Consider the following 23,969-nt stretch of genomic DNA (forward strand, 5'->3'; position numbering starts at 1 on the left):
TTGATAACTATAAAAAAATGAATAACTATATGTGTAACTTTTACTTAATAGACACGTACATTATTAATATAGGAATCCCAGTAGCCACAGGGGTATCTGGTTGTCCTTTCCAATCTCGGTATTGTAACGCGCATAGATGATGTCGGGCGACGTGCGCTGCTTGCCGGTGGCCTTGGCATCTATCACGCGGAACTTAAGCTTCTCATCTACCACGTAGTTGGCATCGCGTGTGCTGCAGCTGTTAACCTTGTGATCCTTCCACAGCGAGTTAACAAAGAAGGTCTCCATAGCCTCCTGCTTATCTACCTGGATAGGATAGATGGCGTACATCAGGTTTGAGTTGTGCAGCATAATCTTGGTAGGTTTCTTGGGGAACTCCTGACCAACGGGGTAAATCAGGTTCAGCAGTCGGGCATCGGTAAGATACTTGATGTAGTTCATCACCGTGGCGCGGCTGGTTTCGATATCCTGTGCCAGCTTACTTACGTTGGGAGCCTTCGAGGCACCCTCTTCGGCAATCTGGTAGAAAAGTTTCTTAATCTTTGTAAGGTACTTCAGCTCAATCTGCTTAACCAGCAGAATATCTACCTCGGTCATCATGTTCATGGTCTTCAGCAGGTTCTCGCTGTAGTTGCGATGCTCCTGGAAGAAGGGGTAGAAGCCGTGGTGGATGTAATCCTGGAAATACTTGTTGGGCGAAGCCTTGGGCAGAATCTGCTTGATGATATGCTCGTGATCCTGCAGAATCTCCTCGAGTGTGTAGGGCTTGAAGTTGTTGCCCGTCATCAGATTGATGAACTCGCGGAACGAGAAACCGCGCAGGTTGTAGCTCTTTACGATACCGTTAAGTTCGGGGTTCTCGTCCTTCAGGCGCATCACGCTCGAACCGGTGAACACAATCTTCAGGTTGGGGTACAGGTCGTAGCACTTACGGAGCTCGCTACTCCAGTCGGGCTGCTTAAACACCTGGTCGATCAGAAGTACGCGACCGCCCTGCTTGTAGAACTTACCAGCAAAGCTGGCAATGCCCTGACCCTGAAAGTAGAAGTTGTTCATGTTGATATACAGACATTGCTTGTCGAGTAAATCAAAATTCTCCTTAGCGTACTGAAGTAGAAAAGTGGTTTTGCCGACACCTCGTGTGCCTTTAATTCCAATCATGCGGTCGTTCCAGTTTATCTCATCCATAAGAATGCGACGAACCGGTGCATTTGCATGCTCTACGAGATATCTGTGCGTCCTGAAAAAAGCTTCCATTCCTGCTTGATTTGTTTCTTTGTACTTTTAAAAGTGGTGCAAAGATACACATTTTATATTAAAATGCAAAGTCTAATTAGCAAAATCTCAAAAAAAAATAGTAATTTTGCGCCAAAATTGATGAAAATGGCAAAATTATACGTATTTAATCCAGAACACGACCTTGCTTTGGCAGCAAACCTCTCAAATTTTACTGCGCCACATGCCGGACGACAGTTGCGACATGACTTGGGATACCTGCCCGCACTTTGGGCTGGCGACGACGATCTGATTCTGGTGGATGATGTGGAAACAGCCGTGAGGGCTTATGGCCGATTAAGGGCAAAAGTGGGTGGAACACCCAAAAAGTTTATTAATGCATCGCAGTTGGCTAACGAGGATATTACAGATGTGGAGCCTTGGGGCTGGGATCTGGCCTTGCGTGCTTTCCTGAAGCGTAAGGGCGTGGATGCCGTACCTACCGAGCAGCAGATTGAGGTGATTCGCGACTTGTCGCATCGTAAGCATGCGATAGATTTGCTGCGCCAGTTGCAGCTGCCTGGGACTATTGGCGATTCATGTTGTGCTGATACCATCTTTGAGATTCGTGATGAGTTGAAACGTCACGGTAAGGTGGTGGTAAAGGCCCCCTGGAGCAGTAGTGGGCGAGGGGTGCGTTTCTTAACTGTGGCTTTCGACGAGTATCAGGAACGCTGGATTAAGAACATTGTCAAGAGTCAGGGATGCGTGGTGGTTGAGCCTTATTATAATAAGGTGAAAGATTTTGGTATGGAGTTTATGAGCGATGGTAACGGCCAGGTTACGTATCTGGGATTATCGCTGTTTCATACTAAGAACGGCGCCTATACGGGCAACCTGATTGCTACCGAAGAAGATAAGCAGGAGTTGATAAGTAACTATATACCAGCGGGTTTGCTGGCAGATGTTAGAGAAAAGATATGCCAGTATATGGGCGAGAAACTCAAGGATAAGTATCGCGGACCGTTCGGCGTGGATATGATGCTGGTATCTACAGCCGATAAGGATGGGTTCCTGTTGCACCCATGTGTTGAGATAAATCTGCGTCGCACCATGGGCCATGTGGCGCTGGCCATACGGCCCTTTGCCGATGGCTTTACACGCGTGATGCGCATAGAATATACCGATAAATATAAGATGCACGTGGTAAAACGATAACATCGATACAGAAGAAAAAAGTAATCCCTGCCAAACTACATTGGCAGGGATTTCTCTTTATTATTAATAAGGTGTAATCTTACTCGATAACTATCAGAGCATCGTCCTCCATTACACTCTCACCAACTTTTACGCAAATAGCAGTAACCTTACCATCCTTCTCGGCAGCCAGGTTGTTGGCCATCTTCATAGCCTCGAGAACTACTACTGTATCGCCAGCCTTTACCTCGTCGCCCTCGGCAACCAGAATGTCGGTAATAACACCTGGCAGAGGAGCCTTTACGGCATTGGCCTTGTTTACAGCGCCCTTGTTGGCTGCAGGAGCGTCGTCGGCAGCAGCTGTTGCAGCAGCCTTAACTACTGGCTTCTTCTTCTCAGGTTCAGCCTGCTTCTCCATTTCAACGGTATACTGTTCGCCGTTAACGGTCAGGGTAGCGATGTTATCAGTAATATCGCCTACCACAACCTCGTACTTGTTTCCATTAATGGTATACTTGTATTCTTTCATTTTTAGGGATGTTGAGTGAATGTTTGCGCATAGCCGTTCCACTGGGTTGGGCGTGCGTTAATTGTTATAATGCCTGTTTCAACGTCGTGAACGTTGTTTCCCATATGCTCGTGCAGGGCCAGGGCAATTGCAGCATATACTTCGTTATTATTCATGTTAATCAATTGTCAATTATCAATTGTTAATTACCAATTACATTGGTATGTTACCGTGCTTCTTAGCGGGCAGTGAGTCGCGCTTGGTAGCGAGCTGGGCCAGACCGCGGCAGATGCGGAAACGAGTGTTGCGTGGCTCGATAACATCATCGATGTAGCCATACTTGGCTGCCTGATAAGGATTAGCGAACAGCTCGTTGTACTCGTCCTCCTTCTCGGCGATGAATGCCTTAACGTCCTCGCCAGCCTCTTTCTTAGCCTTAGCCTCCTTAGCGTACAGTACGGCAGCAGCACCTGATGCTCCCATAACGGCGATCTCGGCTGATGGCCATGCGTAGTTAAGGTCGGTATGCAGCTGCTTAGAGCCCATAACGATGTGTGAACCACCGTACGACTTACGCAGGGTAACGGTAATCTTGGGCACAGTAGCCTCGCCGTAAGCGTAGAGCAACTGAGCACCGTGCAGGATAACAGCGTTGTACTCCTGACCTGTACCAGGCAGGAATCCTGGAACGTCAACGAGTGATACGATAGGAATATTGAAGGCGTCGCAGAAACGAACGAAACGGGCACCCTTACGGCTGGCGTTAACGTCGAGTACACCAGCGTAGCAAGCAGGCTGGTTAGCTACGATACCTACGCTCTGACCGTTGAAGCGAGCGAAACCTACGATGATATTCTTAGCGAACTTAGGCTGTACCTCGAAGAATTCGCCGTTATCGGTGATAGCAGCGATAACCTTGTACATATCGTATGCCTCGTTGGGGTTCTCAGGGATAATCTCGTTCAGAGTGTCCTCCATACGGTTGATAGGATCGGTGCAAGGCTTCGAAGGAGCGGTCTCCATGTTGTTAGATGGGATGTAGCTCAGCAGAGTCTTAATCATCTGCAGGCCCTCTTCCTCGGTCTTAGCTGTGAAATGGGTAACACCCGACTTGGTAGCGTGAACCGATGCACCACCCAGGTGCTCCTGGTCGATATCCTCGCCGGTAACGGTCTTTACAACCTTTGGACCTGTGAGGAACATGTATGATGTACCCTCCATCATCAGAGTAAAGTCGGTAAGAGCGGGGCTGTAAACAGAACCACCGGCGCAAGGACCGAAGATACCTGAAATCTGAGGAATAACACCTGAAGCCAGGATGTTACGCTCGAAAATCTCGGCGAAACCAGCCAGAGAGTTGATACCCTCCTGAATACGTGCACCACCCGAATCGTTGATACCGATAACAGGAGCGCCCATCTTCATGGCCATATCCATAATCTTACAAATCTTCTGACTCATAGTCTCCGACAGAGAACCTGCGTGTACAGTAAAGTCCTGTGCGAAGACGAATACCAGACGACCATCGATAGTACCTGAACCGGCTACTACACCATCACCAAGGAACTGCTTCTTCTCCATACCGAAGTTATGGCAGCGATGCTCCTTAAACATATCGTACTCTTCGAACGAACCCTCGTCGAGCAGCATGTCAATACGCTCACGAGCGGTATACTTACCACGGTCGTGCTGTTTCTGAATAGCTTTCTCACCACCACCGAGACGGGCCTGTTCGCGCTTCTCGATGAGTTGCTTGATTTTTTCTAATTGTTTGCTCATTTCTTTTTGTAATTCAATATTTTAAATCTTCAATTTTCAATTTTATTCCGGGTGCTCACAGAGCTCTGTCAGGATACCGCAGGTTGATTTGGGGTGCAGGAAAGCGATGTTCAATCCCTCGGCGCCCTTGCGTGGTTTCTCGTCGATCAGGCGAACGCCCTTCTCCGAAACCTCGGCCAGACCTTTGGCTACACCGTCCTCAACACAGAAGGCTACATGATGTACGCCCTTGTTACCTTTGTCGAGCCACTTCTGGATGGTGCTCTCAGGTGATGTGGGCTCCAGCAACTCAAGCTTTACCTCGCCGCAACGCAGAAAGGCTGTCTTCACTTTCTGGTCCTCAACTACTTCTGTTGCATAACACTCCAGACCCAGCACGTCGGTAAAATACGGCAGGCTTTCTTCAATGCTCTGGACGGCAATACCCAGATGCTCAATGTGCGAAATCTTCATAACCTTAAAAATTAGAATTAATATTTTCGAATTGCAAAGGTACAAAACTTATTGGATAATCCAACCTTATTTTGCTTTTTTTATTAAAAAAAAGAGATTGCAGCCCGTTTCCGGCTACAATCTCTTGCATATTGTGTATATTTACTCAACTTATTCTCTGTTGTAGGGGTTGGTGTAAATCTTGTCCTTGTCGTAGTACTCAGGCCAGTTGCCGAAGTTGTTGGTGTTGATAGCCCATTCGCTAAAGAGACGGTAGGCGGTAGCTATACTAATTCTTTCCTGAGGATAGTCAAAATCGCCTGGCATAATAATGGCGAAAGGAGGTTCGCCGGTTGGTGGTAAACCGATTGTTCTGCCGGTAACGGTGTTTGTGATGTAAATGTTGCTCAAGAACTGCTTGATAGTTGTGTTTGCATCTACCTCGTATATGCATGATACGGCAGTTCTAACATTGTCAGCTATCTGAGTGTTTACAAATGTAGAGGTTTCTACGCCAAACAGACTGTGTACTTCCTGGTTATTCAGCTCTGTTCCGCTAACATATTTGCCTTCAATACCGCTGATAAGTACGGGGTCGTTAGCACCTGTAGCTATGAGCGATAGTTGTAACTCGGTTGCCGATTTGCGGATACAGCGCAATACTACGTCGTTCATATCGTAGTCGGCTGTATTGGGGCGGTCCTCAAAGCACATGGTGTAAGCATACTCGCTAACCTCTTGTTCTTCGTCGAACATGTCAACGCCAGTCTCACCTGAAGAACCCATCTCAACAATAATATCACTAAACTGTGCGTCGGTACCTTCCTCGAAAGTGAGATATACTTTATTGTTGGCGGTAAACGTTGCCATACGGGGGGAATCAAGGGACATGCCGAAGTTGGTGACAGATCTGTTAAAATTGCCGTAGTTGTTTATTTCTGTATTCAATGTGCCATAACCATACACACAGCCTTGTTGGTTACTGTTGCCTTTACCATTGTTTTTGCCTGCTTCTGCACCACCATCTTTTCTGACCATGAATCCAATACGGTAGCCTGCAGGGATAATAGTAGAAGGCGTTGTGCTTGGTGGAGCTATGCTTCCTGCTGGGAAAAGGCTAAGAGGTAATTCGATATCAGAGATTGATGCTGAACTGGAATCTGCATATGCCACAAATGTCCATTCTCGAGCTTCATTCTTGTTTTTGGCACCATTAAACATTAATCTACGACCGGTTTCAAGAAGAACTTTAATACAGTTGTTCTTGTTATTGCTGTAGATATACACTTTTTGATCTTGATTGGTTATGTTCCCATAAGCAATCGTGTTTCTGTCTCCATCGGTAAGATTGAAAGAGTAGTTCTTTAAACTCTTTTCTTCAATATCCTTAAACTCAATGTAATTTCCATTATCCCACCACAGGAACTTTTGGCTTCCTACATTATAAAGCAAAACAGTTCCATCTGTGTTGGTGTAAATCTGAAATAACTGATATTTGATATCCGAAGAATTTTTATCGTATTCATCCTTCAAACTCTTGTCGTGACTCGCATCGTATGTGATGTAATGATATGCATAAGGGATTTTCTTGTCTGAATTTTGAGAATAATTGTAGATACGATAGAATTTTCCATCAGTAGTATAGCCATACGTACTTAGTGAAGATGGCTTTGGGGTGAACTCTGAAGCATTTCCATAGAAAGGCAGCAGATATTCGTACTGTCGGAGGAATTTTGTGTCTGATTTATCTTTGCCTTTTTTGGTGACAGCTTTGATTCCCTCTCTCACGTCATTCACGTCGATGGCCTTGAACTTTGGTAATGTCTTGATATAGTCGGCCTCTGTTGTTCCAGAAGGAATGTCTTCTGTTCTGTAATAATAGTAATAGATGTCGCACCAATAGGCCTCGGTCGAAGCTGCCTGAACGGGGCTTAGTGTGATAGCTGCATCGCCGGTGCTTATCAGGTGGTTGCCGTATAAACGAACACGACTGCTCTCTTTGATGAGCTGCAAATTGTTTTTAGGATTGTTTATGGAGTCATATCTGCCGAGTGCAGCATCGAATATGTCCGTAAGAGTAGCTTCTTCAGCTTCGGATAAAGCTGTAGCGTTTCTGTAAATGGTAGAATTAGATATGGTCCAGCCGTTGGAACTTCCCGATCCGGTAGGCTGCCACAAACGGTCGTTTTCCCAATTCTTGTCTTTCCAATTGCTGTTGCCGCTTAAGGTGCGTTCAGCATTGTATGAAAGGAATGAGTTCTTGAAATCAAGCGATACGTTTGAAAGTTCGGCTCCAGCTCTTGTAAAAGCTGCAGCGCGGGTGGCAGCAGTAGAATTCCTGAAGCTAACAGTCTTGTCGCCAATATTAAAGCCCTGAATATAGTACTTTCCGTTGTTGTCTGTACAGGCAGCAATCACTCGGGTGCTAGTTCTTGGGGCATCGTAGCTTAAAGTCACGGTCTGTCCGGCTGTAGCTTCTGTCTCAGCCAGAATCTTTGCATTCTTGTTAAAGAACGGAGATCCTGTCAAGATCTGCACCTTGGAAATGTTAGCTAGGTCGGCGTCAGCAGTTACGGTAACCGTACCAGATGTTGTGGTGCGCCAATCCTGGTTAGGATCAATCAAACCAAATATCTGTTCGGCATTTTCCTTAATGTCGTTAGCATCGTTATAAACAAACTCCTTGGTACAACTGCCTAACGATAAAATGCTTAGTAGTGCATAAATCGATATCTTTCTCATCGCAAAAATTCTTTTAGTTACGTTATTATACTTCAAACAAACTGTAATTTCTGCAAAGATAACGTTTTTATTTATAATTGTACCCGCGAAGCTTCGAAAAACCCTCGAAAATTAACAAATATTATAAATTTATAGTAATTTTCCCGTTAATTTGGCGATTCGTCAGGAAATTAGGTACAGCCCACTGGGTGTTGGTTACATCAGTTACCCAATAGTAGCTGTTGACGTTTGAAATACCAAACAGGTTCAGGCAGTCGATTCCTAACCAGATGCCCTTGATGCCTTTGGTGTTTTTCAAAGCGCAATAGCTCATACCGATATCGGCACGTTTGTAGGCGGGGGCGCGGAATTGCTGCTGTTCCAGTCCTCTGTGTGGTGCGCCAAAGGGCAGACCGTCGGCAAATGCCAATCGTAGCGTCATTTTCCATCGCTCGGTACCTGGGAAATAATCGGTAAAATGCAGGTTCATAGCCCAACGCTGGTCGGTGGGTAATGGTATCCATTGGTTGCTGAACTTCTGGCGGGTGCTCATCAGCGAGAGGGTAAGCCATGAGTCGGTACCTGGTACAAATTCGCCGTACAGTTTCAGATCGATACCTGTGGCGTAACCCTTGGTAAGATTCTCGCCGTAATAGGTTATCTTCATGTTCTGTACATTATACGGGATCAGGTTGCTAAGCGCTTTGTAATAGGCTTCGGCTGTAAACTTGAACGGACGGTTCAGCATTCTGAATCGGTAGTCGGCTGCAGCTATGAAGTGGATAGATTGCTGACTCTTGATATGGTTATTCAGCGCAGCTGTTGTGATGCCGTTAACCGTTGTGGTGTCGCGCATCTCTTTGTAGAATGGCGCCTGATAATACAAGCCTGTTGCGAATCTGAAGGTGAGATCGCTATCGAATGCCGGCACGATGGCTAACGAAGCTCTGGGCGATACGGTTGTTTCCTTGTTATAACTCCAGTTGGCGATTCTTACGCCGTAATTCAGCGTAAAGTAATTGTCGCCTTTTGCCCAGCGGTAAACATCTTGTATGTAAGCTTCAATCCTGTTGCTGCGGATATCGTTCTTGGCATTCAGTGTGTATATCAGGTTCAGCTTATCGGCAGAGTGGGGGATAGAGTAGCCACTCGAGTCGCGCATCTCGTATTCGCGTGATTGTTCCTTGATGTGTTCTGTCTTGTAGCTGATGCCTGCCTCGATGTCGTGACGACGTGTTTGATGGCGGACTATCAGCTTGAAATTAATCACATCGGCTGAAAGATAATTGCGGGCGTGCTCCATATAGGTACCCACGCCTAAACTCTCCTGAGTCTGCGTGTCGTTGAGCCAATACTGTCCTGCGATGTCGTACGTTTCGCGTTCCTTGGTGTGAAATGCTGATGTAATAAACTTTATACTGGTTGAATCACTAATTCTACGTGTAATTCCGAGTGCGCCGAAAAGGGTGTTGAAACGGTCCTTTTCCTGTCCGTCGAAATATACTTTAAACTGTTTGGCATCGGCTAAAGTACCAAAGCTTGTTTCTCTGTCTTTGGGCGTAAAGTTGTAATGATTATCAGCTATATTACCTATAAAATCTATGTTCCACCTTTTGTTTGGTGTATAGCTTATATATGTCTGATAATCAAGAAAGTTTGGTTTGTATTCTCCTGTAGTTTCTAATGTGTTCAGCAGGTAACGGTTGGTCTTGTATCTGATGCCGTGACTCATCGAGAAGCGGCTGTTACCGTAACCGATAAATCCACTCGCTCCTAACAACGAGGCTGTGGCGTTGGCCTCAAAGCCTTTTATGTGTCGGTATGTGATGTCTAATACCGACGACATTTTGTCGCCGTATTTCGCTTCGTATCCACCCGTTGAAAAACCGATTTTCTCAACCATATTCGGGTTGATAACCGAGAGGCCTTCCTGTTGTCCGCTACTTATTAATAAAGGTCGGTAAACCTCAATCTGGTTAATGTAAACCGAGTTCTCGTCGAACGATCCGCCGCGTACATTATATTGTGACGACAGCTCGTTATGGCTCGATACACCCGCCTGCTGCTGTATCATCTCCTCGACCGCATTTCCCGTGGTTGAAGGTGTTTGTTTCAGGTGTTTGGTGTCCAGTTGTTCTGTCTGTGATGTCTGTCGGCGGCGTTGCGTTACCGTTACCTCACTCAGCGTGGCTGCAGGATGCATCACAATCTGTACAGTCATCTTGCCTTTGGGACGTTTAAACACGCGCTTTCTTACACCATAGCCCACCATCGTGAATTTTACCACAACCGAGTCGGCTGTGCTCAGACCGATGCTGAACTCGCCTTTCAGATTAGTCATGGTTAGCTTTCCTTGGGCGGCGCACGATATGGTTACAAGTTCCAATGCATGCCCATCTTCGTCGATCACTTTTCCCTTCAGGGTGAAGTCATCGGCGGCTGCAGTCAGGGTACTCATCAATAGTACCAATATGATGATGAATTTGTTTAATTTGCGTATCATTATAACATAATAACGGAAAAATCGCGCTTTTATTTGCTAATAATTTGTTTTTTCTTTGCTATTTCGACAAAAATGTCTATTTTTGCACTATAAAACCATCAAATTGTTACAATTATGAAGAAATATCTACTCTCAACCTACCTGGTGCTATTCAGTTTCTTGCTGACGATGGCAGCACCTGTTGACGAGCAATCGGCCCGTAGAATCGCAAGTGATTTCTTGCGTAGTAAAATGCCGCAAGTTACCCGTGCTGCTAGTGGAGAGTTAACCCGTGCTGTAACAGGCGTAGCTGATGGAGACAGCGCTGGTATATATGTGTTTAATTGTGATGGCGGTTTTGTGGTTATTAGTGCAGATGACGAACTGCCGTCGGTACTGGCATATGGCTTGAAGAATAGCTATGATGCCCAGACAGCTCCTCCTGCTATGCAGGCTATGCTCGAGGCTTATAATCATGCAGTAAACAGTAGCGTTAAAACACGTGCTACCGTACCTACGCATGCAGATATTTCTTCTCTGATTAAGACCCAATGGAATCAGAATACTCCCTATAATAAGAATTGCCCTGTTGAGTCGGGCGTGAACTGTCCTACTGGTTGTGTGGCTACTGCGACGGCTCAGATTATGTATTATCACAGATGGCCTGAAACATTTAATTGGGATGCCATGAAGACCACCTATTCGTCAGACGATACTGGTGAGGCTGTTGATGCTGTAGCCAAACTGATGGCAGATGTAGGCGAGAAAGTGTACATGCAATATGGCTCAGAAAGCTCAAGTGCCTATGATTATGATGCCTGTGAAGCGCTTCGTATCCAATACGGCTATGCCGAAACAACGAATTATATCGAGCGTACATGCTATACCGCCAAGGGTTGGGACGAAGTTATTTATAATGAGTTAGCAGCTAATCGTCCAGTTCTCTATAGTGGAAATTCAGCCTCTTCTGGTCAAGGAATAGTTGGGCATGCCTTTATCCTTGATGGTTATCAGGCAAAAGATGGTGTGGGCTATTTCCATGTAAACTGGGGTTGGGGAGGTTCAAGCGATGATTACTTCCTGATTTCTGTTTTGAATCCTGAAATGCAATATACGGGTGGTAATGCTGGTTCAAGTGGCTATTCTTTCAGTCAGTCGGCACTTGTAGGTGTTGAGAAAGGTGCGTCGGTTGCAGGAAAGTCTATGCGTTTGTTTGTAAATAGCTGTACCATAAAAAGCGATAAAGGTACCTATACTCGTAACTCTGCTTCGGAAAACTTCCCTGGCATACAGTTGATGATGTATATATATAATGTTGTCCAACCTAAAGAAGTACGCCACTATGATCTGGGCTATGCATTATACCAGAATGATAAACTGGTGGCAATGATTGATTCGACATCAGTAAATTACAATTTTGATTATTTTAAAGGCACTTCATATATTACCTCTTCGTTGGCATTTGGTAAGGGACTTGATGATGGTACTTATCAGCTGCGAGCCATGAGCCGTGAAACGGGAAAGAGTTTGTGGCAACAGGCTTTGAACGCTACTTGTCGTTATATTGAGCTAACCATCAATGGTAATCAGATGACAACCAAGGCTTACGGATCATTTGAAGATCCTTCTGTTTCAAGTTTTACTATCAATTCGGTAACCGTAAGCGAGAATTGTGAGGTGGGTAAGCCAATAACAATTACCGTAAACGTAACAGATAAGAACAAGACAAACAATGCCCCATTGTTCCTGTATGGTAATGCCAGCTTAGAGCAGGGTACTGATAAGTTCCAGCTCCTGACAGGTGGTGGTACCAACCTTGAGGCAGGTGAAACAGGCGATGTTATACTGGAATACACCCCTCAGCGTGCAGGTGATTTTGTGTTCTACCTGAGTGGAAATTATAGCGAACTCACAGATTCGCTCTATCGTTTCGAGGCCAGTGTTACGGGCGTGGCATTAGTCTTGGATCTGGAGATTGAAGGTGCTAAATTTACATCTTCGGGTTGGAATGAGGCATCTACTGGAACTACTTTGAAGGGTGTCGCACACATTTCAAATTACGGTTCTGAAACTTATAATGACAATATTAATATCTTGTTGTATGGCGGTACGTCACCGACTGATATTGAGAACATCACTATTTTGAAAAACCCGGTAAATATCGCTTTTGGCAAGACTATTGATATTCCATTCAGTTTCCAGAATCTTACCGTCGGAAATTATTATCTGCCGCTGGTCTATGGATTTAATGGCGATGATATATTACCTCTTAATTTCGAACTTTTTGAGCAGGATGGTAATCAGTATATCCAATACGCGTATAGTGCAATTTATCTGTTGTTAGAGGATACTGCCATCAAGGATATCCAGCTTGATTCACCTGATGCCGATGTATACGACATGCGTGGTGTTCGCCTGGGTAAGGCTTCAGAACTGAAGAGTCTGCCAAAGGGTGTATACATTATTAATAAAAAGAAAGTGGTAAACAAATAAACGATTATGATTGATTATATCATGCAACATCTCTGGCAGTTATGGGCTGCAGTAGCACTCATCTGTCTGATACTCGAACTCACAGCGGGCGATTTCTTCATTATCTGCTTCGCTATCGGCGCTGTACCTGCTGCTATCGTGGCAGCTATTGGTGCGGGCACTTATTATCAGATTGTGGTGTTTGCGGTTGTAACACTCGTTAGCTTGTTTTATGTGCGCCCCTTTGCCAAGCGCTATCTGCATAAAGGCGAAGACAAACGCATTAGTAATGCCGATGCGTTGCTGGGCCGACAGGGCAGGGTGGTAGAGCCTATCCAAGCTGGCGGTTTTGGACGTGTGCAGATAGATGGCGACATCTGGAAAGCCGTAACCAAGAGCGATACCGACATCCCAGAGGGTGCCAACGTGGTAGTGGTAGATCGTGCGTCAACCATCATTACGGTGGAGAGAATGTAAAAATTTAAAAATTAAAGAATTGAAAAATTAAAGTATTAAAACATGGATATAATGTCTTACATCTTGATAGCCATTGTGGTATGCGTGGTTATCTTTGCCAAAATGGCACTTGTGATTATTCCTCAGTCAGAAACCAAGATCATCGAACGTCTGGGTCGTTACTATGCTACGCTCCAGCCAGGTATCAACATCATCATTCCGTTCATCGATCGTGCCAAGTCGATAGTTGTTCTGCATCACGGACGCTATATGTACTCTACCACCATCGATCTGCGTGAACAGGTGTACGATTTCCCAAAGCAGAATGTGATTACAAAAGATAACGTACAGACAGAGATTAATGCGCTGCTGTATTTCCAGATTGTTGATCCGTTTAAGGCTACATACGAGATTAACAACCTGCCCAATGCTATCGAGAAGCTTACTCAGACTACGCTTCGTAACATCATCGGTGAACTGGAACTCGACGAGACGCTGACATCTCGCGACACCATCAATAAAAAGCTCTCTGCCGTACTCGACGACGCTACCGATAAGTGGGGCGTTAAGGTTAACCGCGTAGAGCTGCAGGATATCACACCTCCAGATTCTGTACTTACTGCGATGGAGAAGCAGATGCAGGCTGAGCGTAATAAGCGTGCGCAGATTCTGACATCGGAGGGACAGAAGGCTGCTGAGATTCTGGCTTCTGAAGGTGAAAAGACCGCTATCGTTAACAAGGCCGAAGCTGCTAAGCAGCAGGCTATCTTGCAGGCCGAGGGTGAGGCACAGGCTCGTATCCGTAAAGCCGAGGCCGAAGCTAAGGCTATCGAACTGATTACTCAGGCTGTAGGTAAGAGCACCAACCCTGCCAACTACCTGCTGGCTCAGAAGTATATTCAGATGATGCAGGAACTGGCAGAGGGTGATAAGACAAAGACCGTTTACTTGCCGTATGAGGCCACTAACCTCCTCGGCTCTATTGGCGGCATCAAGGATTTATTTAAAGCAGAATAATAGCAACACAATTATACATGGTACATAACATTTTTAAAGGTCTGGGCATTGCGCTCATTACCCCATTCAAGGAAGACGGTTCGGTTGACTACGATGCGCTGATACGTCTGGTTGACTATCAGCTTAACAACGGTGCTGACTTCTTTTGCATCCTCGCTACAACAGGTGAAACACCTACATTGACACGTGAGGAGAAACAGAAAATTAAGGATTTAGTAGTAGACTACGTGCAGGCGCGCGTACCTATATTAATAGGGTGTGGCGGAAACAACACCGCTGCTGTCGTAGAAGAGTTACAAACAGCCGACTTCAAGGGCATCGACGGCATACTTAGCGTTTGTCCTTATTACAACAAGCCTTCGCAGGAAGGTTTGTACCAGCACTTTAAGGCCATTGCTGCAGCTACACAACTGCCTGTTGTGCTTTATAATGTGCCTGGTCGTACAGGCGTAAACCTTCAGGCTGCAACTACTGTTCGCCTGGCTCGCGACTGTCAGAATATCGTGGCTATCAAGGAGGCCAGTGGTAATCTGGAGCAGGTAGATGAGATTATCAAGAACAAACCTGCCGATTTTGATGTAATCTCTGGCGACGATTCGCTCACATTCCCTATGGTTAGCTGTGGCGCCGTAGGTGTCATCTCTGTTATTGGTAATGCGTTGCCAAAGGAGTTCTCGCGTATGATCCGTTTGCAGATGCGAGGCGAGTACGATCCTGCACGCACTATCCATCATCGTTTTACCGATCTCTTCTCTCTGCTGTTTGTTGATGGCAACCCTGCAGGTGTAAAGGCCATGCTTTCGGAGATGGGCTTTATCCAGAATGTGCTCCGTTTGCCATTGGTGCCCATGCGAATCAATAACATGCAGCGTATGTCTGAGATTCTCAAAGAACTGAAAATTTAAGATATGGTAGAAAGCAAGGTTATCCATGAGATTACCCAGTTGACGGGAAAGGATGTGCTCTATATTGCCGAACGACATAAAAAAGAGTTCACCTATCCCATTCATAACCATAAGGTTTTCGAACTTAACTTCGTAGAGCATGCCCCAGGCGTTCGTCGCATTGTGGGCGACTCTAGCGAGGTGATTGGCGATTACGACTTGGTGCTGATAACTAGTCCTGATCTGGAGCATGTATGGGAGCAAGGAGATTGCAACAGCGATGATATCCACGAGGTAACGATTCACTTCGAGTTCGACTTTTCCGATAATAGTATCTTTTCGCGAAATCCCTTCATCTCTATCCAGCAGATGATGCAGGAGGCACGCAAGGGACTTAGTTTCCCGATGGACGCTATCATGCGTGTGTATCAGCAACTCAATACGCTATGTAGCGTAAAGGATGGTTTTTATGCTTTCCAGCAGTTCCTTACCATCCTGTACGAGCTGTCGAAGTGTGATGGTGCCCATACATTGGCTTCAAGTAGCTTTGCTAAGATCGAGGTAACAAGCGATAGCCGACGCGTTACGAAGGTAAAGAACTATATCGAGCAGAACTACACCAAGGAAATCCGATTGACTACACTTGCCGACCTGGCAGGTATGAGTCCTTCGGCTTTCAGTCGTTTCTTTAAGTTGCATACCGGTCGTAATCTAAGTGAGTATATTATCGACCAGCGATTGGGTTATGCCAGCCGTATGTTGGTGGATAGTACCAATTCGGTATCCGAAATCAGCTATGCTTGTGGGTTCAATAACTTGAGCAACTTTAATCGTATTTTCAAGAAACGTAAGGGTTGTAGCCCCTCTGAGTTCCGCGAAAACTACCATAAAACGCGAATTATCGTGTAAAACTGCACTTTTTTCGAAAAAAGTCCTCCAAAAGTTTGGTGGTTCCAAAAAAAGTCAGTACCTTTGCACCCGCAAATCGGAAATGGTTCCGTAGCTCAACTGAATAGAGCATCTGACTACGGATCAGAAGGTTGTGGGTTTGAATCCCGCCGGAATCACAAAAACGGTTGCAAAAATAAAGGAACAATGGTTCCGTAGCTCAACTGAATAGAGCATCTGACTACGGATCAGAAGGTTGTGGGTTTGAATCCCGCCGGAATCACCAAGAGGAGAGAAAATCGAAAGGTTTTCTCTCCTTTTTTTGTGTATATCGAAATACTTTCGTATCTTTGCAAACAAAAAGAGATTGATATGGAAGATTCAGCATTAAACAGATATTTGGATGAGATTGGACGTGAGCAGTTGCTAACCAATGAAGAGGAGCGCGAATTGGCCGAACGTATTGCTAAAGGCGACGAACGTGCGCTGTCGAAGTTGATCGAGGCTAATCTTAAGTTTGTGGTATCTGTTGCTCGCCAGTACAAAGGTAAAGGTGTAGATATGGAAGACCTGGTGAGCGAGGGCAATCTCGGATTGATGAAAGCTGCTGCCAAGTTTGATGCTAGCAAAGGTGTGCGTTTTGTTAACTTTGCTGTTGTTTACATCCGTCAGTCTATCGAGAAGGCTATCGACCGGCAGGGGGGACTTTATCAGGTGCCAAAGGACGTAAAGCAAGAGGTGGCTCGCCAGCAGGCACAAGCCGTATCTGTTGATGCACCTCTGGGGCATCGTACCAACATGAGTCTGCTGTCGGTATTGGTTAATAAGGATGCGCCCTTGGCTGATGAGCGAGTACACTCTGAAGCTATCGAGGATGCCATAGAATTTGCTTTAGGCACACTTGATGCGCGCGAACGCCGTGTGATAAATGCTTTCTACGGAATTAATCAGGAGCACGAAACGATGGCCGAGATAGCCGAGGATATGGATGTCAAGCGCGAGCGTGTACGCCAGATACGCGAAAAAGCTGTTCGTAAACTGCGTAAGGCCTATCGCAACAAGCTTAAATCGCTATAGGCGTCAATTAATATATGTTAATTTATTAATATTTCTTTGAATACATCGGAAAATTATCTATCTTTGCAGAAATATTACGTTCTAACTAATTGAATATAAGACCGTGGAACTGTATTCTGTGAAGAAAGATATGAATAAGAAATGGTATGTATTGATTGCAGCATCAGTAGTTATACTGGTGGTTGTAGGTGTAACGTATTGGGCATTTAGCGCGGCTATGCGCGCAGAGACTAATGTACGTTATGCAGGCTTGCAAAGTGTAATAGCTGCACAGCTTAATAAAACCATCAGGGGTATGGAGATGAGTGCAATCAATGTGTTTAATGAGGTTGAGAAACACATGGATAGCCCCGAGTCGGTAGTACAAGCCCTCGAAGAGGAGTCGAACCTGAATCCCGATGTGCGTGGTTATTTTGCTGCATTCGAACCAAATTTCTTCCCCAGTAAGGGTCAATGGTTCGAGCCCTATATACACCATTCTGATAGCTCGGATTTCGAAATTAGTATGGTAGGTTCGGCCCGTCATGACTACACCCAGTCGGGCTGGTACAAGCATGCCAAGGATATCAAGACCAGTTTCTGGTCGGAGCCTTATTATTACTATGATGGAACCTATATTAGTGGTCATTATTGTACTTTCGTAAAGCCCGTTTATACAGCCGATGGTAAACTGGCTTGTGTGTGCGGAGCCGATATCACTTTCGAGTGGCTTACTAAGGCCTTGCAGCGTATCGACGATGCTTGTCGTAACGACCAGCAGGTAAACAAATTCCTTTTGATGCGCGATTTCACTTTTTTCTCGATGGTTGTTGATCATGATGGCTCTTGCATTGTGCATCCCGAGGGTAAGAAAACGGTGTTTAAAGATCCTGAGATGTTGAAGAATCTTGAGCAGCTGCAATCTGGTATGATTGAGATGGAAGTGGATGGTGAGCCTTCGTTGGTTTACTACGGCCCGATTGATGGTATTGACTGGTCGGTGGCTGTTGTAGCTCCTATATCTGATGTATCGAAACCCTTCAGATGTATGCGATGGACACTCTTATTTTTGTGCATTATAGGCATTGTGGCTGTAGGTTTTATTTGTAAGCGTATGTAGTTATGCAGAAAAAGTATAAGCTTAATATACTGATAGCAGGCCAAACGTTGCTGTTGTTAGCGGTATCGCTGGGCGTATTGTTCTACTTCTCCCATAAGGTGTTGAAGAACGAGGCTATGCGCGATGCCGAGCTGACACTTGAGAGTACTGTGCAGAATATCGACAATATCCTGTTGAGCGTAGAGCAGAGTACAGGTAATATGTATTACGATCTGCTGGAGCATGTTGATGAGCCTGAACGCATGTATGTGTATTGTCGCGAACTGGTTGAGAGTAATCCTAATATTGTAGGTTGTGCCATCGCTTTCAAACCAGGCTATTTCCCTGGTAAGGATCTGTTTATGGCCTATGTGCATCGCCGTGCCTTTACTACCGATATCAAGAGCGATTTGGTTACTACCGATACTTTTACCGATCGTCCTTATACCGAGCAGACTTGGTATAAGGATCCTATGAACAAAGGATGGATGGGCTGGACCGACCCATTGAAAGGTGAGGATACCGAGAATGAGCCGCTGGTTAATTTCTGTCTGCCATTCAGCGATAAGAGTGGCCAGCGTGTGGGTGTGATTGCTGTCGATGTTTCTATCAGTCAGCTGTCGAAGATTGTATTGGCAGCAAAACCCTCAGAGCGAGGCTATAGTTTGCTGTTGGCCAAGAGTGGATCGCTGATAGTGCATCCTGATATGGATATGCTGAAATCCGAAAGTATATTGACCAAAATGGTGGAAGGTGCCGACCATACTTATCATGATGCCATCGAAGCCATGCTGTCGGGACACAGCGGTATGAAGAAATTCTATATGAATGGCGAATCGTGGAGCGTGTTCTATAAGCCATTTAAACGTGTAGAGTGGGAGGGGCGCTCTGATTGGCAGTTAGACTGGAGTGTAGGTGTGGTTTATCCTGATGCCGATATACATAGTGTGCACAACAAACTGCTTTATCTGGTGGTTGCTATCACCATTGTAGGCTTGTTGTTATTCTTCCTGCTTTGTGGCTGGCTTGTTCGTCACGAACTCAAGCCTCTCAGTCTGCTTACTCAATTAACCCAGCGTATAGCCGCTGGAAACTACGATGAATCGGTACCTGCCACCAATCGCGAAGATGAGGTAGGACATTTGCAGAACCGTTTACGTAAGATGCAGGACAGATTGAAGGAGCAGACAGCTGATTTGGAGAACGAAACGATGCAGTTGCATGAACATAGCGATGAGTTACGTGCTGCTTATGGTAGGATAGAAGAGAACGATAGGATGAAAACTTCGTTCCTGCACTATATCACAAACCAGATGGCTGTACCAGCCGAGAGTATCGACCGTAGCGTCACAACGTTGTGTAACAACTATCATGATATTAGTAAAGACGAAATAGATAAGCAGGTAGATAATATCGAGCGTAAAAGCGATATGCTGGTCGAACTGTTGAATCATATGGCTCATTTTACTGATGCCGAAACAGGAAAGGAGGCCAACCATGATTAAGGTACGTCGTAGTTTGTCGAGAGAGCTTAGTCTGGGCATCATGCTGCTGGCTATCCCAATCTTTGTAGTGGCGTTAGGCATCCTTTTCCTGCAGTCGCGTTATCTCATACATCATGAGGCTATGGAGAGTTCGCAGAGTTTACTGAACACCACCTTGCAGCGCGTTCAGAACTATATGCAAACCATTGAAACGGCAGCTGATGCTAATGTATGGATGCTCGAGGAAAACTTTGAGCCTCAAGCTATTCAGACTGTGTCTAACCGTATTGTGCGCCTGAATGGCAATGTGATGAGTTGTTCCGTATATGCTTTGCCGAACATGTTTCCGCAGTATGGCGAAAAATTCTCGGTTTACACCAAAAGAACGGGTGACACTTTGGCTACTTACTGCGAACCGGAATACGACTATCTGGAAAAACTTAGCTATACCAAACCGGTAGAAACAGGTAAATCATGCTGGGTTGATCCGTTTATTGAACATACCGAAAGTACGATCGACTATCGCCAGGCAATCGCTACCTATTGCAAACCCCTGCGCCAGAATAATGGTCGTATGATAGGTGTTGTTACCGTCGACTTCTCATTCAGCAGATTGGCTAAGCTCATTAACGAAGATGAGAATACTTACGATCATTCGTATTATATGCTGATAGGTGGTGATGGACGTTATCTGATTCATCCCGACACCACCCGTTTGTTCCGTAAAACGCTTTATACGGATGTCGACCCCAATGCGAATCAGGATTTGATATCATTAAGTTATGAGATGACGGCTGGAAAGCGCGGCTCTATGCATGTGCATATAGGTAACCAGCTCTATCATGTGTGTTACGAGCCTGTCGAAGGTACCAACTGGAGTATGGCTTTGGTTTGTCCCGATAACCAGCTGATGCGTAGTTACCACAGAATGGGATACGTTATCATAGCCTTGATTGTGATAGGATTGCTGGCCATTATGTGGTTAAGTAATCGTATCGTAAAACAAACCGTCAGTCCATTGAACGATTTGCTTGATATGACGAAGGATATCTCTGATGGGCGATATGACGAGCAGATTCCTGTCAACTTGGGTAAAGGTGTGATAGCGCGACTACAGAATAGTTTTGCTCAGATGCAGATGGCTTTGAACAACAAGATGGGCCGTTTGCGTCAGAGTGTTGACGAGGCGCGACTGCGTAACGAAGCGCTGCAGCAGGATGTCCTGCAGGCTCAGGAGAACGTGAAGAAAAAGAACCAGTTCATGCAGCAGGTGGCCCAACACATGCGTTCGCCATTAAATGTGATTACTGGTTTTGCCAGCATGCTACGCGAGAGCAGCAACAATAAGGATATGATAGGCGAGGAGGAACTGGCCAATATCTCAAGTATGATGAAGAGCAACGCCATAAATCTTAACAGTATGGTGCTGATGCTGTTCGATGCTTCGGAGAGCGATGCCAACGAGGCCTTGAAGTGTAAGAAACAGGACGAGGAGTCGGTTAATGCGTTGGCCCACGAGTGTATCCTTTATACGCACGCCCACTTCCCCGATGCCAATATCGAGCTCTCTTCAACCGTATCCGATACGCTTTGCATCGTTACTAATCATATTTACCTGATGCGTACGCTGCGTGAGTTGCTTTATAATGCTGCGAAATATTCAGATGGTCAGCATATCAAGTTGAGTATTACCGATACCGATAATACCGTTAGCTATACGGTAGAGGATGTAGGTCCTGGATTGCCCGACGACAAGAAAGAACTTCTGTTCGAGCCATTTACCCGCGAAGGCGATTTGTCCGAAGGTCTCGGCTTAGGTCTCCCATTGGCCAAACGCCATGCTAAGAGCTTGGGTGGAAATCTGGTTTTCGATGCCGATTATCATCAAGGTTGTCGTGTAACGCTCGAATTACCTAAATAAAAAAAAAGCTCCCAACTTCAAAATTGGGAGCTTTCTTTATGCTTGATTCTTTTATTTAATCAAATCAACTGAGCGCTTCAGGAATGCATCCAGGGCTTCGCCTTTAAGCATACCGTTCTGCAGCAGAGCCAGGTCAATCAGCTGATGAACAACCGAGTTGCCCTTGGCATATTCGGCAATTACAGCCTGCTTCTTGTCCTTCTGCTCCTGTACGGCTTTCTCAGCCTCGGCCTTCTGGTCCTTATCCTCCTGTGTAAGCTCGTCGTACTTCTTCTTATCCTGCTGGGCACGGATGGCAGCCAAACGGGCTTCCTGACCCTTCAGTTCGGCTACGATTGGCTTCAGGGCCTCCTCGGTAGCTGCGCTGCTCTCATCAAGCACCTTCTTTACCAGAGGATGGTCTGAGTTCAGAACAAGGTTGAACGAGTCGGGCATCTGACCATAGAAGCTCATACCTGGCTGGAATCGGCTCATCTCCTTCATACGGCGCATGTACTCGTTCTGAGTAATAACTACAGGACGGGCCTCGGCACCAAGGGCATCTACCTGAACCATAAACTCTGTATGCTCAATCTTTGGCAGCTGAGTGCGGAATACGGCTGACAAATTGTCACTTTGATCCTCGCTCAGGTTGTTCTTAGGTGCATCGCTCTTTACAATCAGTCGGTCGATGATATCGCTGTCTACACGTGTGAAGCGGCTCTTCTCAAACTTCTGCTCCAGAGTCTGGATGGTTGGTACGTCGAGCTGTCCGTCAAGCAGCAGCACGCTGTAACCCTTATCCTGGGCACCCTTGATGTAGCTGTACTGCTCCTCCTTGTCGGTAGCGTACAGATATACCAGCTGGTCGTCCTTATCCTTCTGGTTGGCCTCAATCAGAGTCTTGTACTCGTCGAAGGTAAAGTACTTACCCTCAGTATCCTTGAAGAGTGCAAACTCCTTGGCGCGATCGTAGAAACCGTCCTCGCTCAGGATACCGTAGTTGATAAACAGCTTCAGGTCGTCCCACTTCTCCTCGTACTCCTTGCGGTTCTCGCCAAAGATGGCCTTCAAGCGGTCGGCTACCTTCTTAGTGATATAGGTAGAAATCTTCTTAACCTCGCGGTCGCTCTGCAGGTACGAACGTGATACGTTCAGAGGGATGTCTGGTGAGTCGATCACACCATGAAGCAGGGTCAGGAACTCTGGTACGATGCCCTCTACCTGGTCGGTCACGAATACCTGGTTGCAGTACAACTGAATCTTGTTCTTCTGCAGCTCGATGTTGTTCTTGATTTTTGGGAAGTAGAGGATACCTGTGAGATTGAATGGGTAATCCACGTTCAGGTGAATCCAGAACAGAGGCTCGTCGCTCATGGGGTAGAGTGTGCGGTAGAAACTCTTGTAGTCCTCGTCCTTCAGTGTGCTTGGTGTCTTGGTCCACAGGGGCTCTACGCTGTTGATGATGTTGTCCTCGTCGGTATCAACCTGCTTGCCGTCTTTCCATTCGGTCTTCTTACCAAAGGCCACGGGTACAGCCATGAACTTGCAGTACTTGTTGAGCAGGCCCTCGAGCTTGAACTTATCGAGGAACTCCTTGCAGTCATCATCTACGTACAGGATGATGTCCGATCCGTGCTGCTCGCGCTCAGCATCGTCAATCTCGTAGGCAGGACTTCCGTCGCAGCTCCACTTAACAGCCTTCGAGCCTTCCTTCCAGCTCTTGGTAATAATCTCAACCTTCTTGGCTACCATGAAGCTTGAGTAGAAACCAAGTCCGAAGTGACCGATGATATTGTTGGCATTATCCTTATACTTCTCAAGGAAGTCGGTAACGCCCGAGAAAGCAATCTGGTTGATATACTTGTCAATCTCCTCCTCGGTCATGCCGATACCGTGGTCGCTGATGGTGATGGTACCCTTGTCGGTATCCAGGTTTACACGTACGGACAGGTCGCCAAGCTCCTGCTTGTATTCGCCCTGAGCAGCCAGTGTCTTCAACTTCTGTGTAGCGTCAACGGCGTTCGACACCATTTCGCGGAGGAATATCTCGTGATCAGAATAGAGAAACTTTTTGATGACGGGGAAAATGTTCTCGGTTGTAACCCCGATGTTACCTTTTTGCATAATCTTATGTATTTATGTTCTTATTATCAAAATGATATTTGTTCTTATTGTCTAATCCACGATTATGCAAATAGCGTGCCAACAATTGCAGGGGCCCCCTGCAGGGTCACAACCACCCAACCCTCCTTCATCCTAAGGAGGGCTTCAAACCACTCCCCAAACCCCTCGCCAATCTTTGGCAAGGGACTTAAATCCTGGATTTGGGAAAACCCAAATCCATGCTATGTTTTGGCAGGCCGGGACTTCGGCCTT

At 45.9% G+C, this 23,969-nt stretch carries 18 protein-coding genes and 2 tRNA genes; 12 read left to right on the plus strand and 8 right to left on the minus strand.

Translation table 11 applies throughout. The annotated features are described in order from the left end of the window. Positions 1–63: 63 nt before the first annotated feature. Positions 64–1,257, minus strand: a complete 1,194-nt coding sequence (locus T499_RS0105835) for an ATP-binding protein (RefSeq protein WP_013063784.1) — start codon at positions 1,255–1,257, stop codon at positions 64–66. 126 nt (positions 1,258–1,383) lie between these two features. Here T499_RS0105835 and T499_RS0105840 point away from each other — a divergent pair, with 126 nt between their 5' ends. Continuing rightward, positions 1,384–2,433, plus strand: coding sequence for an ATP-grasp domain-containing protein (locus tag T499_RS0105840; RefSeq protein WP_033150069.1), 1,050 nt, complete (start codon positions 1,384–1,386; stop codon positions 2,431–2,433). A 79-nt stretch (positions 2,434–2,512) separates the two neighbouring features. Here T499_RS0105840 and T499_RS0105845 read toward each other — a convergent pair whose 3' ends face one another. From T499_RS0105845 to T499_RS0105865, 6 genes are all read right to left on the minus strand, one after another. After that, positions 2,513–2,941: a biotin/lipoyl-containing protein gene (locus T499_RS0105845; protein WP_028908504.1), complete on the minus strand. Its 429-nt coding sequence runs from the start codon at positions 2,939–2,941 to the stop codon at positions 2,513–2,515. Positions 2,942–2,943: 2 nt separating this feature from the next. After that, the gene (locus tag T499_RS14830; protein ID WP_170857798.1) at positions 2,944–3,096 is read right to left on the minus strand and encodes a hypothetical protein; all 153 of its coding nucleotides are present in this window, start codon (positions 3,094–3,096) and stop codon (positions 2,944–2,946) included. A 37-nt stretch (positions 3,097–3,133) separates the two neighbouring features. Beyond that, entirely contained in the window at positions 3,134–4,699 is a 1,566-nt protein-coding gene (locus T499_RS0105850) for an acyl-CoA carboxylase subunit beta (RefSeq protein WP_028908505.1), read from the minus strand. A gap of 42 nt (positions 4,700–4,741) precedes the next feature. Then, positions 4,742–5,152, minus strand: a complete 411-nt coding sequence (gene mce, locus T499_RS0105855; RefSeq protein ID WP_013064811.1) for a methylmalonyl-CoA epimerase — start codon at positions 5,150–5,152, stop codon at positions 4,742–4,744. Positions 5,153–5,302: 150 nt separating this feature from the next. Next, a complete protein-coding gene (locus tag T499_RS0105860) occupies positions 5,303–7,873 on the minus strand; it encodes a DUF4842 domain-containing protein (protein WP_033150070.1) in 2,571 nt (856 codons plus the stop codon). A gap of 121 nt (positions 7,874–7,994) precedes the next feature. Next, on the minus strand, positions 7,995–10,355 hold the full coding sequence (locus T499_RS0105865) for a TonB-dependent receptor (RefSeq protein WP_033150071.1): 2,361 nt from the start codon (positions 10,353–10,355) through the stop codon (positions 7,995–7,997). A gap of 114 nt (positions 10,356–10,469) precedes the next feature. Here T499_RS0105865 and T499_RS0105870 point away from each other — a divergent pair, with 114 nt between their 5' ends. The 11 genes from T499_RS0105870 (at position 10,470) to T499_RS0105920 (ending at position 21,611) form a co-directional block, all read left to right on the plus strand. Further along, positions 10,470–12,827 (plus strand): C10 family peptidase, encoded by a 2,358-nt coding sequence (locus T499_RS0105870; protein WP_033150072.1) that lies wholly within the window; start codon positions 10,470–10,472, stop codon positions 12,825–12,827. A 6-nt stretch (positions 12,828–12,833) separates the two neighbouring features. Further along, positions 12,834–13,283 (plus strand): NfeD family protein, encoded by a 450-nt coding sequence (locus T499_RS0105875; protein WP_033150073.1) that lies wholly within the window; start codon positions 12,834–12,836, stop codon positions 13,281–13,283. Positions 13,284–13,325: 42 nt separating this feature from the next. Beyond that, positions 13,326–14,279, plus strand: a complete 954-nt coding sequence (locus tag T499_RS0105880) for an SPFH domain-containing protein (protein WP_013064961.1) — start codon at positions 13,326–13,328, stop codon at positions 14,277–14,279. A gap of 17 nt (positions 14,280–14,296) precedes the next feature. After that, a complete protein-coding gene (gene dapA, locus T499_RS0105885) occupies positions 14,297–15,184 on the plus strand; it encodes a 4-hydroxy-tetrahydrodipicolinate synthase (protein WP_013064109.1) in 888 nt (295 codons plus the stop codon). A 3-nt stretch (positions 15,185–15,187) separates the two neighbouring features. Next, a complete protein-coding gene (locus T499_RS0105890) occupies positions 15,188–16,072 on the plus strand; it encodes an AraC family transcriptional regulator (protein WP_033150074.1) in 885 nt (294 codons plus the stop codon). An 84-nt stretch (positions 16,073–16,156) separates the two neighbouring features. Then, positions 16,157–16,230: transfer RNA gene (locus tag T499_RS0105895), tRNA-Arg, on the plus strand. Positions 16,231–16,260: 30 nt separating this feature from the next. Then, positions 16,261–16,337 (plus strand) — tRNA-Arg (locus tag T499_RS0105900). Positions 16,338–16,423: 86 nt separating this feature from the next. After that, a complete protein-coding gene (locus tag T499_RS0105905) occupies positions 16,424–17,128 on the plus strand; it encodes a sigma-70 family RNA polymerase sigma factor (protein WP_052173451.1) in 705 nt (234 codons plus the stop codon). Between the two features lie 130 nt (positions 17,129–17,258). Next, positions 17,259–18,227, plus strand: a complete 969-nt coding sequence (locus T499_RS0105910) for a PDC sensor domain-containing protein (RefSeq protein WP_157054524.1) — start codon at positions 17,259–17,261, stop codon at positions 18,225–18,227. Between the two features lie 2 nt (positions 18,228–18,229). Then, a complete protein-coding gene (locus tag T499_RS0105915; protein ID WP_033150076.1) occupies positions 18,230–19,711 on the plus strand; it encodes a HAMP domain-containing protein in 1,482 nt (493 codons plus the stop codon). Next, positions 19,704–21,611: a sensor histidine kinase gene (locus T499_RS0105920; protein WP_033150077.1), complete on the plus strand. Its 1,908-nt coding sequence runs from the start codon at positions 19,704–19,706 to the stop codon at positions 21,609–21,611. The genes T499_RS0105915 and T499_RS0105920 overlap by 8 nt, the downstream gene beginning before the upstream one ends. 51 nt (positions 21,612–21,662) lie before the next feature. On the opposite strand, the gene htpG is transcribed toward T499_RS0105920, so the two are convergent. Beyond that, the gene (gene htpG / locus T499_RS0105925) at positions 21,663–23,717 is read right to left on the minus strand and encodes a molecular chaperone HtpG (RefSeq protein ID WP_033150078.1); all 2,055 of its coding nucleotides are present in this window, start codon (positions 23,715–23,717) and stop codon (positions 21,663–21,665) included. Positions 23,718–23,969 lie beyond the last annotated feature (252 nt).

The sequence above is a fragment of the Prevotella sp. RM4 genome (assembly GCF_000701965.1).
Lineage (GTDB): Bacteria > Bacteroidota > Bacteroidia > Bacteroidales > Bacteroidaceae > Prevotella > Prevotella ruminicola.

Bases quoted from the DNA above. Each gene is read 5' to 3' on its own strand.
- T499_RS0105835 (WP_013063784.1), bottom strand. From the start codon at position 1,257: ATGGAAGCTTTTTTCAGGACGCACAGATATCTCGTAGAGCATGCAAAT.
- T499_RS0105840 (WP_033150069.1), top strand. From the start codon at position 1,384: ATGGCAAAATTATACGTATTTAATCCAGAACACGACCTTGCTTTGGCA.
- T499_RS0105845 (WP_028908504.1), bottom strand. From the start codon at position 2,941: ATGAAAGAATACAAGTATACCATTAATGGAAACAAGTACGAGGTTGTG.
- T499_RS14830 (WP_170857798.1), bottom strand. From the start codon at position 3,096: ATGAATAATAACGAAGTATATGCTGCAATTGCCCTGGCCCTGCACGAG.
- T499_RS0105850 (WP_028908505.1), bottom strand. From the start codon at position 4,699: ATGAGCAAACAATTAGAAAAAATCAAGCAACTCATCGAGAAGCGCGAA.
- mce (WP_013064811.1), bottom strand. From the start codon at position 5,152: ATGAAGATTTCGCACATTGAGCATCTGGGTATTGCCGTCCAGAGCATT.
- T499_RS0105860 (WP_033150070.1), bottom strand. From the start codon at position 7,873: ATGAGAAAGATATCGATTTATGCACTACTAAGCATTTTATCGTTAGGC.
- T499_RS0105865 (WP_033150071.1), bottom strand. From the start codon at position 10,355: ATGATACGCAAATTAAACAAATTCATCATCATATTGGTACTATTGATG.
- T499_RS0105870 (WP_033150072.1), top strand. From the start codon at position 10,470: ATGAAGAAATATCTACTCTCAACCTACCTGGTGCTATTCAGTTTCTTG.
- T499_RS0105875 (WP_033150073.1), top strand. From the start codon at position 12,834: ATGATTGATTATATCATGCAACATCTCTGGCAGTTATGGGCTGCAGTA.
- T499_RS0105880 (WP_013064961.1), top strand. From the start codon at position 13,326: ATGGATATAATGTCTTACATCTTGATAGCCATTGTGGTATGCGTGGTT.
- dapA (WP_013064109.1), top strand. From the start codon at position 14,297: ATGGTACATAACATTTTTAAAGGTCTGGGCATTGCGCTCATTACCCCA.
- T499_RS0105890 (WP_033150074.1), top strand. From the start codon at position 15,188: ATGGTAGAAAGCAAGGTTATCCATGAGATTACCCAGTTGACGGGAAAG.
- T499_RS0105905 (WP_052173451.1), top strand. From the start codon at position 16,424: ATGGAAGATTCAGCATTAAACAGATATTTGGATGAGATTGGACGTGAG.
- T499_RS0105910 (WP_157054524.1), top strand. From the start codon at position 17,259: ATGAATAAGAAATGGTATGTATTGATTGCAGCATCAGTAGTTATACTG.
- T499_RS0105915 (WP_033150076.1), top strand. From the start codon at position 18,230: ATGCAGAAAAAGTATAAGCTTAATATACTGATAGCAGGCCAAACGTTG.
- T499_RS0105920 (WP_033150077.1), top strand. From the start codon at position 19,704: ATGATTAAGGTACGTCGTAGTTTGTCGAGAGAGCTTAGTCTGGGCATC.
- htpG (WP_033150078.1), bottom strand. From the start codon at position 23,717: ATGCAAAAAGGTAACATCGGGGTTACAACCGAGAACATTTTCCCCGTC.